The organism is Streptomyces phytophilus (assembly GCF_013870535.1).
GTDB lineage: Bacteria > Actinomycetota > Actinomycetes > Streptomycetales > Streptomycetaceae > Streptomyces > Streptomyces phytophilus.
Window position 1 is genome coordinate 1 of record NZ_JACBXC010000119.1, and the last position, 9,237, is coordinate 9,237.

At 72.0% G+C, this 9,237-nt stretch carries 9 protein-coding genes; 8 read left to right on the forward strand and 1 reads right to left on the reverse strand.

Translation table 11 applies throughout. The features are described 5' to 3' along the window. From H5J30_RS09290 to H5J30_RS09320, 7 genes are all read left to right on the forward strand, one after another. On the forward strand, positions 1–323 hold a 323-nt coding region (locus H5J30_RS09290), incomplete at its 5' end, for a cysteine dioxygenase (RefSeq protein ID WP_181786846.1). Beyond that, complete coding sequence (locus tag H5J30_RS09295; RefSeq protein WP_181786848.1) at positions 323–748, forward strand: rhodanese-like domain-containing protein; 426 nt, start codon at positions 323–325, stop codon at positions 746–748. The genes H5J30_RS09290 and H5J30_RS09295, both read left to right, overlap by 1 nt. A 184-nt stretch (positions 749–932) precedes the next feature. Further along, positions 933–2,051, forward strand: coding sequence for an ABC transporter substrate-binding protein (locus H5J30_RS09300; protein ID WP_181786850.1), 1,119 nt, complete (start codon positions 933–935; stop codon positions 2,049–2,051). Positions 2,052–2,084: 33 nt separating this feature from the next. Then, positions 2,085–2,888, forward strand: coding sequence for an ABC transporter ATP-binding protein (locus H5J30_RS09305; RefSeq protein ID WP_181786852.1), 804 nt, complete (start codon positions 2,085–2,087; stop codon positions 2,886–2,888). Beyond that, positions 2,875–3,783 carry an ABC transporter permease gene (locus tag H5J30_RS09310; RefSeq protein ID WP_181786853.1) on the forward strand — a complete coding sequence of 303 codons (909 nt, stop codon included), beginning with the start codon at positions 2,875–2,877 and terminating at the stop codon, positions 3,781–3,783. The genes H5J30_RS09305 and H5J30_RS09310 overlap by 14 nt, the downstream gene beginning before the upstream one ends. Positions 3,784–4,033: 250 nt before the next feature. Beyond that, entirely contained in the window at positions 4,034–6,328 is a 2,295-nt protein-coding gene (locus tag H5J30_RS09315) for an MMPL family transporter (protein ID WP_181786855.1), read from the forward strand. Then, positions 6,325–7,494, forward strand: a complete 1,170-nt coding sequence (locus H5J30_RS09320) for an alpha-hydroxy-acid oxidizing protein (RefSeq protein WP_181786857.1) — start codon at positions 6,325–6,327, stop codon at positions 7,492–7,494. Before H5J30_RS09315 ends, H5J30_RS09320 begins: the two co-directional genes overlap by 4 nt. On the opposite strand, the gene H5J30_RS09325 is transcribed toward H5J30_RS09320, so the two are convergent. Beyond that, complete coding sequence (locus H5J30_RS09325; RefSeq protein ID WP_181786859.1) at positions 7,421–8,344, reverse strand: bile acid:sodium symporter family protein; 924 nt, start codon at positions 8,342–8,344, stop codon at positions 7,421–7,423. The genes H5J30_RS09320 and H5J30_RS09325 overlap by 74 nt on opposite strands. Positions 8,345–8,443: 99 nt before the next feature. On the opposite strand from H5J30_RS09325, the gene H5J30_RS09330 reads away from it, so the two are divergent. Next, positions 8,444–9,064, forward strand: coding sequence for a LysE family translocator (locus tag H5J30_RS09330; protein WP_181786861.1), 621 nt, complete (start codon positions 8,444–8,446; stop codon positions 9,062–9,064). Positions 9,065–9,237 lie beyond the last annotated feature (173 nt).

The window sequence follows — 9,237 nt, forward strand, 5'->3', positions numbered from 1 at the left end:
AGGTCTGGCTGCTGACCTGGCTGCCGGGGCAGGGCACCGAGATCCACGACCACGGCGGTGCCGCGGGCGCGTTCACGGTCGTCGCCGGGGTGCTCACCGAGCGCGCCTTCCCCGGGTCCGGCGGCGCGCCGCGGGCGCGGGAGCTGGCGGCGGGCGGGCTGCGCTCGTTCGGGCCGCGGTACGTCCACGAGGTGGTCAACGCCGGGACGGAGCCGGCCGTCAGCATCCACGCCTACGCGCCCGCGCTGGCGGCCATGTCGTACTACGCCGAGCAGCCCGGCGGCGGCCTGCGCCCGGTCCGTACCGACCCGGTGACCGACTGATGGCCGCCGACGCCGCCCGCACTCCGGGCACCCCCGACCCCGGCACCCCCGGAATCGACGCCGCGCTCGCCGCCGTACGCACCACGCTGGAGCGCCTCACCCCCCGGCAGGCGTACGCCGCCCTCGCCGAAGGCGCCGTACTGGTGGACACCAGGCCCGAGTTCCAGCGGCGCGCCTCCGGCACCGTGCCGGGGGCGCTGCTGGTGGAGCGCAACCACCTGGAGTGGCGCTGCGATCCGGCCAGCGGCGCGCCGGTGGCCGAGGCCACGGGCACGGACGTGCACTGGATCGTCATGTGTGACGAGGGATACGCCTCGTCGCTGGCCGCCGCCTCCCTCAGGTCTCTCGGGCTGGCCCGGGCGACCGATCTGATCGGCGGCTTCCAGGCGTGGCGGGCGGCCGGACTGCCGGTCACGCTCCCGTAACGCCTCACCTGCACAAAGGTGTGCAAAGGCGCGCGAAAACCCTGCCCATATGCCGGGCGTTTCGTCCACGCCTCAAGAACCCCCTTGACCGAGCCGCCCCGATGGGCTTATCCCTACTAAGTCAATAGGGATACTCGGAAAGACGATGTTGAATCCCGGATCACCCCGAGAGGATGACCCTCCCGTGTCTGCACCACGCCGCCGCCGCGCGGCCATACGCCTGCTCGCCGGCACCGCCGCCCTCCCCCTGCTCGCCCTGACCGCCTGCGGTTACGGCTCCGACAGCGACGACAAGGGCGACGACGCGGCCCCCGCCGCCCAGGGCGAGAAGATCGGCGGTCTCGACGAGATCAACATCGGCTTCTTCGGCAACGTGACCCACGCGACCCCCCTGGTCGGCCTCGGCGACGACGGCCTGATCACCAAGGAGCTGGGCGGCACCGCCGTCAAGCCGCAGATCTTCAACGCGGGACCGTCCGCCATCGAGGCGCTCAACGCCGGCTCCGTCGACATGACCTGGATCGGCCCCTCCCCCGCCATCAACGGCTACACCCAGGCGGACGGCCGCAACCTGCGCATCGTCGCGGGCGCCACCTCCGGCGGCGCCTCGCTCGTCGTCAACCCCGACAAGGTCAAGACGCTGGACGACCTGGAGGGCAAGCGGATCGCCACGCCGCAGATCGGCAACACCCAGGACGTGGCCCTGCTCAACTACCTGGCCGGCGAGGGCCTGGAGGTCGACCCGCAGTCCGGCAAGGGCGACGTCTCCGTGATCCGCCAGGACAACAAGGAGATCCCGACCACCTTCCAGCAGGGCGGCCTCGACGGCGCCTGGGTGCCGGAGCCGACCGCCTCCAACCTCGTCGCCAAGGGCGGCGAGGTGCTGCTGAACGAGAAGGAGCTGTGGGAGGACGGCAAGTTCGTCACCACGCACCTGATCGTCTCGCAGGCGTTCCTCAAGGACCACCCCGACGTGGTCGAGGCCGTCGTCCGCGGGTCGGTGAAGACCAACGCCTGGATCAAGGACAACCCCGACGAGGCCAGGACCCTGGTCAACGAGGGGATCGAGGAGGCCGCGGGCAAGCCGCTGCCCGAGGACGTGCTCGAACGCGCCTTCGGCGACATCGAGGTCACCGACGACCCCCTCGCCTCCACCCTCGGCGACCAGGCCGACCACAGCGTCAAGTCGGGCCTCCTCGACGAGGCGAAGACCGACGGCATCTACGACCTGTCCATCCTCAACAAGGTGCTCAAGAGCGAGGGCCGGCCCGCCGTCGACGACGCCGGCCTCGGCGTCGAGTAGCTCTGCCCGCCTCACCTCCGGGAGGTGCAAGAGATGTCCACTGCCATCACCGACGACGCCCCGGCCGGCCCCGCGCAGGCCGGGGACGGGCCCGCGGCCCGCATCACGCACGTGTCCAAGACCTTCGGGCGCCCCGGCGAACAGCTGCTGGTGCTCGACGACGTCACCGTCGACGTCGCACCCGGCGAGTTCGTCACCCTGCTCGGTGCGTCGGGCTGCGGCAAGTCCACCCTGCTCAACCTGGTCGCCGGGCTCGACGCGCCGAGCGCCGGGACCATCGAGGTGCCCGGCGGCCAGCGGCCGGCGCTGATGTTCCAGGAGCACGCGCTCTTCCCCTGGCTGACCGCGGGCAAGAACATCGAGCTGGCGCTGAAGATGCGCGGCCTGGCCAAGGCCGAGCGCCGTACCGAGGCGGAGCGCCTGCTCGAACTCGTCCGGCTGGGCGGCGCGTACGGCAAGCGCGTGCACGAGCTGTCCGGCGGCATGCGCCAGCGCGTCGCGCTGGCCCGCTCGCTCGCCCAGGACAGCAGGCTGCTGCTGATGGACGAGCCCTTCGCCGCGCTCGACGCCATCACCCGCGACGTCCTGCACGACGAGCTGACCCGCATCTGGACGGAGACGAAGGTCTCCGTGCTCTTCGTCACCCACAACGTGCGCGAGGCCGTCAAGCTCGCCCAGCGCGTGATCCTCATGTCCTCCCGCCCCGGGCGCATCGCCCGGGAGTGGACCATCGACATCCCGCAGCCGCGCCGGATCGAGGACACCGACGTGGCCAACCTCTCGCTGGAGATCACCGAAGAGCTGCGAGGGGAGATCCGCCGCCATGGCAAGCACTGAGACCACCGGCAAGACCGGCACCGCGGGAGGCGAGGACTCCGCCGGTCTGGCCGGGCTCGAAGCCGGCCTCGACGCCCTCGACACCCGCACCACCGCGCGCACCCCGCTGCGCCAGGTGCTGCTGCACAAGGTGCTGCCGCCGATCATCGCGGTCGCCCTCGTCGTGGCCGTCTGGCAGCTGCTGTACGTGCTGGAGGTCAAGCCCGACTACCAGCTGCCGGGCCCCGGCCAGGTCTGGGACGCGCTCGCCGACCAGTGGTACGAGGGCACGCTCTTCGATGTCATCTGGACGAGCCTGTCCCGCGGCGTGCTCGGCTTCCTCATCGCCATCGCCATCGGCACCCCGCTCGGGCTGATCGTCGCCAAGGTGCCGTTCGTCCGCGCCGCCATCGGCCCGATCCTGACCGGTCTGCAGTCGCTGCCGTCGGTGGCCTGGGTGCCCGCCGCGATCATCTGGTTCGGCCTCACCCCGTCGATGATCTACGCGGTGGTGCTCCTCGGCGCCGTCCCGTCGATCGCCAACGGGCTGGTGTCCGGCATCGGCCAGATACCGCCGCTGTACCTGCGGGCGGGCCAGGTCATCGGCGCCACCGGCCTGCACGGCGTACGGCACGTGCTGCTGCCGGCGGCGCTGCCCGGCTACCTCGCCGGGCTCAAGCAGGGCTGGGCCTTCTCGTGGCGGTCGCTGATGGCCGCGGAGATCATCGCCACCTCCCCCGACCTCGGGGTGGGCCTGGGCCAGTTGCTGGAGACCGGCCGCGGCTACCAGGACATGGCGATCGTGCTGAACGCGATCCTGCTGATCCTGGTCGTCGGCGTCGCCATCGAACTGCTGGTGTTCGGCCCGCTGGAGCGCCGGGTCCTGCGCAACCGGGGGCTGCTCGTGGCGCGCTGAGCGCGAGCCGCTCCCCTGAGCACCGCCGGGGACCGCTCCGGGCCGCAACCACCGGGCCCGGGACAGTCCCCGGCGTTATGCGTGTAAGGGACATGACTCATCCGGGGTGGGGTTAACCCCCCTTCTTTCGGTGGAGCTGAGCACCACCGGGTTCACCAGCCAGCACGATGGGGACCGCACCCGCTCTTCTCTAGCGTCGTATCGGCAGGTGGGGGCAGTGTGCCGCCGCCGGGCACAAGGGAGAGGGACGATGGGGGCACCGAGTGCGCCGAGGCACACGAAGCGGCGCCGGGGCGTCGCAGCGGCCGTCGGCGGCTGGAGCGTCACCCACCGCTGGGCCGCGGTGGGTATCTGGGTGTTGTTCGTGGTGCTGGCGACCGTCGCCGGCTCCGCGGCGGGGCGGGCGGACGTCAGCGACAGCGAGGAGGTCCCGGGCGAGACCGGGCGGTCCGCGAAGATCCTTGAGGACGCGGGCGTGGACGAGCCGGTCGGGGAGAGCGTGCTCGTCCAGTCGCCCGAGGGCGCGCTGAAGGCGTCGGCGGCGGAGTTCCGTACGGCCGTGGACGACGTCGTACGGGCCGTAGAGGGCACCGGCGAGGTGGCCGACGTCGTCTCGCCGTACGACAGCGACACGATCTCGCGGGACGGGCGCTCTGCGCTGGTCCAGTTCCGGATGAAGGGCGACCCGGAGACGGCGGGAGACCGGGTGGAGCCCGTCACCGACGCGGTCGCCGAGGTCCAGGAGAAGCACGGGTCGCAGGGCCTGCTGATCGAGGAGATCGGCGGCGCCAGCATGGAGAAGACCTTCGACGACGCCTTCGGCGAGGACTTCAAGAAGGCGGAGTACTCGGCGGTGCCGATCGCCTTCGGCATCCTGCTGATCGTCTTCGGGGCGTTCGTGGCCGCGCTGCTGCCGGTGGTGCTGGCGATGACCGCGATCGTGGCGACGATGGGCCTGATGGGCGTGGTCAGCCACATACAGCCGATGAGCGACGTCGCCGACTCCGTGATGCTGCTGGTGGGCTTGGCCGTCGGCGTCGACTACTGCCTGTTCTACCTGCGCCGCGAGCGCGAGGAGCGGGCCAAGGGCCGCGACGCGCGGACCGCGCTGGAGATCGCCGCCGCCACCTCCGGGCGCGCGGTGCTGGTCTCCGGCGTCACGGTCATCGTCGCGATGTGCGGCATGCTCTTCACCGGCCTCGCCGACTTCGCGGCGATGGGCGTGGCGTCGCTGATGGTCGTCGCGGTGGCGATGGTCGGCTCCGTCACCGTGCTGCCGGCGATGCTGTCGCTGCTCGGCGAGCGGGTCGAGAAGGGCCGGGTGCCGTTCCTGGCGCGGCTCAAGCGCGGCAGGACCAACGCCGGTGGCGAGAGCCGGGTGTGGCGGGCCGTGCTGACGCGCGTACTGCGCCGGCCGAAGGCGGCGGTGGTCGTGGCCACCGGCGCGCTCGCGGTGATCGCCGTGCCCGCGGTGGGCATGAACACCGCGAACCTCACGCTGGACCAGGAGTTCGGCGACTCGCTGCCGATCGTGCAGACCTACGACCGCGTCAACCAGGCGTTCCCCGGCGGCTCCGACCCCGCCGAGGTGGTCGTCAAGGCCGACGACATCAACGCGCCCGAGGTCCGCAAGGCCATCGTCGACTTCGAGGAGCAGGCGCTGGACACCGGCGCGTCCAGGGGCCCGATCGACATCCAGGTCTACGACGACAAGAACGTGGCCATCATCGAGGTCCCCCTCGTCGGCGGCTCCGACCAGGACAAGGCGGAGAAGAGCCTCGCCCTGCTGCGCGACGAGATCCGGCCGGTGACGCTGGAGGCGGTGGACGGCGTCGAGGCGCCGGTCGGCGGCCAGGTCGCGGGGAGCAAGGACTTCAACGACCAGCTCGTCGGCGCGGTGGTGCCGGTCTTCCTCTTCGTGGTGGCCTTCGCCTTCCTGCTGATGCTGATGGCCTTCCGGTCGCTGACCATCGCGATCACGTCGATCCTCCTCAACCTGCTGTCGGTGGGCGCCGCGTACGGCGTGCTGACGATGGTCTTCCAGCACGGCTGGGGCGCCGGCCTGGTCGGCGCCGAGGGCGTCGGGGCCATCGTCGCCTGGCTGCCGCTGTTCCTCTTCGTCATCCTCTTCGGCCTGAGCATGGACTACCACGTGTTCGTCGTCTCGCGGATCAAGGAGGCGCGGGCGCAGGGGCGGAACACCGCCGACGCCATCTCGCACGGGGTGATCACCACCGCGGGCGTGGTGACCAGCGCAGCCGTCATCATGGTCGCCGTGTTCTCGATCTTCGGCACCCTGTCGATGCAGTCCATGAAGCAGATGGGCGTGGGCCTGGCGACGGCCGTGCTGATCGACGCGACGATCATCCGCGGCGTGCTGCTGCCCGCGGTGATGTCGCTGCTCGGCGAGCGCAACTGGTACTTCCCGAAGGCCCTGCGCTGGCTGCCCGATCTGGAGAAGGAGGAGCCGCGGCCGGTACCCACGGGTAGCGATCTGCCGCCGCTTCCCGCAGACTCTCCGTTGGTCGAAGGGAGCCGCCGATGAACCTGCCGTTCGGCAACTACCAGAACGAGATCTACCTGAACGGGCTGGCGGACGAGCTGCCTCCGTTCACCACCGACCTCACCGCGCTGGAGCAGTCCGCGCGCGAGCGGCTGGCGGACGGTCCGTTCCGGTACGTCGCGGGCGCGGCCGGCTCGGGCGCCACCGCCCGGGCCAACCGGGAGGCTTTCGACCGGGTCCGCCTCGTCCCGCGCATGCTGACCGGCGCCACCGAGCGGAGCCCGGCCACCACCGTGCTGGGCTCCGCGCTCCCCGCGCCCGTGCTGCTGGCGCCCGTCGGGGTGCAGTCGATCGTGCACCCCGACGGGGAGCTGGCCACGGCCCGCGCCGCCGCCGCCCTCGGCATCCCGATGGTGATGTCCACGGCCTCCTCGTACACCATCGAGGAGGTCGCGGAGGCGAGCGGCGCGGGCCCCCGCTGGTACCAGCTCTACTGGCCGAACGACGACGAGGTGTGCGCCAGCATCCTGGCGCGCGCCCGCGCCGCGGGCTTCAGCGCCCTCGTCGTCACCCTCGACACCTGGACGCTGGCCTGGCGCCCGCGCGACCTCGACGCCGCCTACCTGCCCTTCATCCGCGGCGTCGGCACCGCCGTCGCCTTCTCCGACCCGGCGTTCCGCGCGGGGCTGGCGAAGCCCCCGGAGGAGGACCTGGGGGCCGCGGTGCTGCGCTGGGTGCCGATGTTCACGGGGACGGACCGGACGTGGGACCGGCTGCCGTTCCTGCGGGAGCACTGGGACGGGCCGATCCTGCTCAAGGGGATCCAGCACCCGGACGACGCCCGCCGGGCCGCGGCCGCGGGCATGGACGGCGTCGTCGTCTCCAACCACGGCGGCCGGCAGGTCGACGGCGCGGCCGCGGCGCTCGACATGCTGCCGGAGGTCGCCGAGGCGGTCGGCGACCGGATCGAGGTGCTCTTCGACTCGGGCGTACGGACCGGGGCGGACGTGCTCAAGGCCCTGGCGCTGGGCGCGCGTGCGGTGCTGTACGGCAGGCCGTACGCCTACGGCCTCGCGCACGGCGGCGAGGAGGGCGTCGCGCACGTGCTGCGCAGCCTGCTCGCCGACCTCGACCTCACCCTCGGGCTGTCGGGTCACCGCTCGGTGCGGGAGCTGGGCCCCGGCGACGTGCGGCGGCTTCCGGGCTGACGGCCCGCAGCGTGTAGCCCGCGGCGGTGGCGGCGACGTAGCTGAGGACGGCGTACACCGCCCCGGGCATGGCCATCTCGGTGCTGTCGAGCAGGGTGGGGCTGATCGCGATGGTCATGGCCAGGCCGACGTTGTGCATGCCGATCTCGAAGCAGCACGCCACGGCCTGCGGGTGCGCCGCGCGCACCAGCCGGGTGGCCCCGTAGCCGACGGCCAGCGACACCAGCGTGAACAGGAACGTGATCGGCCCGAGGTCCACGAACGAGTCGGTGATCCGGTCGCGTTCCGCCCAGGCCACACCGACGATCACCAGGAAGAGCCCGAAGAGGGACGCCGCCCGCACCGGCCGGTCGATGCGCTCCCTGACCCGCGGGGCGCGGGCGCGGGTCAGCATGCCGAGCCCGACGGGGATCAGCACGATCGCGAAGACCTGGAGGATCTTGTCGTAGTTCAGGCCCAGGTTGTCGCGGCCGATGTCGAAGTACTCCAGCGAGAAGTTGACGATCAGCGGCAGGCTGAACAGCGAGAGCGCGGAGTTGACGGCGGTGAGCGTGATGTTGAGGGCCACGTCGCCGCCGAAGAGCCGGCTGTAGTAGTTGGCGACGGCCCCGCCGGGAGAGGCGGCGAGCAGCATCATGCCCACCGCGTACGCGGGCGCAAGGTCGAAGGCCAGCACCAGGCCGAAGCAGGCGGCGGGCAGCAGCAGCACCTGGCACACCAGCGCGGCGGCGACGGCCCGGGGATGGTGCCTGACCCGCCGGAAGTCGGCGGGCGTGAGGCCCAGGCCGAGGCCGTACATGATGACGGCGAGGACGACGGGCATCATGACGGTCGTTACCGGGGAGTTCACGCGCACCAGACTGCCGGGGTGCGCGGCGCCCTGTCCATGCCGGAAGTGTCTCGTTAATTCGATGGCGCCTCCGCTTGCGCCCGGCCCAGGATGGCCCGCATGCTCGCGACTCTCCTCGCCTTCCTCGGAGCCTGCACGCTCATCGCCGCCACGCCGGGCCCCAGCACGGTCCTGATCATCCGCAACTCGATGCACAGCCGCCGGGCCGGGATGATGACCGTCCTCGGCAACGAGACGGGTGTCTTCCTGTGGGGCGCGATCGCCGCGTTCGGCCTCACGGCGCTGCTGGCGGCCTCGCAGGTGGCGTACGACGTGATGCGCTGGGTCGGCGCGGCGGTGCTGGTCTGGTTCGGGGTGCAGGCGCTGCGCGCGGCGCGGCGGGGGGCGGCGGCGGAGTTCGCGGACCGGGCGGGCGCGGAGGTCACGTCGTGGCGCGCGTACCGCTCGGGGCTGCTGCTGAACCTGGCGAATCCGAAGGTTGGGGTCTTCGCGATGTCGTTCCTGCCGCAGTTCGTGCCGTCGTCCGCACCGCAGTTGGCGACGACGCTGGCGTTCGCGGCGCTGTGGGCGGTGTACGAGGTCGGGTGGTACGCGGTGTACGTGTGGTTCGTGGGGCGGCTGAAGGGTGTGCTGTCGCGGGCGGGCGTGCGCAAGCGGCTGGAGCAGGTGTCCGGCACGGTGCTGGTGGCGCTGGGGATCCGGCTGGCCGTGGAGCACTGAGAGGGGTGCGGCGCGGGGCCGGGGCCCGGACCGTACGGGCCGGAATGCGAATCTGACCGGAACGTGACGCGCCCGTGCGCCGCGGGCCGCAGACTGGTCCGCCATGTACGTGCGCTCAGGCGGCGCCCTCGCCGCAACGGGACGGATACTCGCGGCCGTCGTGCTCCCGGCCG